This window comes from Chryseobacterium metallicongregator, assembly GCF_031324065.1.
GTDB classification, from domain to species: domain Bacteria; phylum Bacteroidota; class Bacteroidia; order Flavobacteriales; family Weeksellaceae; genus Chryseobacterium; species Chryseobacterium metallicongregator.
This window is the reverse complement of sequence record NZ_JAVIXS010000024.1, coordinates 1-446: the sequence shown is the minus strand read 5'-3', so window position 1 is coordinate 446 and position 446 is coordinate 1. Positions and strand designations below refer to the sequence as shown.

General features: G+C 34.5%; 1 protein-coding gene. It reads left to right on the top strand.

The window, feature by feature from the left end:
- A partial coding sequence (locus REB14_RS23990) for a hypothetical protein (RefSeq protein WP_309523482.1) occupies window positions 1-446 on the top strand: 446 nt, incomplete at both ends.

Sequence of the window (446 nt, the reverse complement as noted above, 5' to 3'; positions counted from 1 at the left end):
ATGTACTAACAGTAATAATACTATCATTAATACAAGCAATGGTGGATCTGATACCACATACGAATGGACTCTTAAAGAAGGAAATACTTATCAAAATATTCTTACCAGTACCAACAAAGATTTTGTATTCACATTACCTAATCTTCCCGCATACTATTATCAGGTTACTTTGAAAGCAACCAACTCATCAGGAACCAACTCAAAAACCAGCGCATGGATGTATAAGAATCAATGTTCTGTTAAATCCTCTCCCCTTGCCGACTTCGCTGCACCCAATACATTATGTACTAACAGTAATAATACTATCATTAATACAAGCAATGGTGGATCTGATACCACATACGAATGGACTCTTAAAGAAGGAAATACTTATCAAAATATTCTTACCAGTACCAACAAAGATTTTGTATTCACATTACCTAATCTTCCCGCATACTATTATCAGG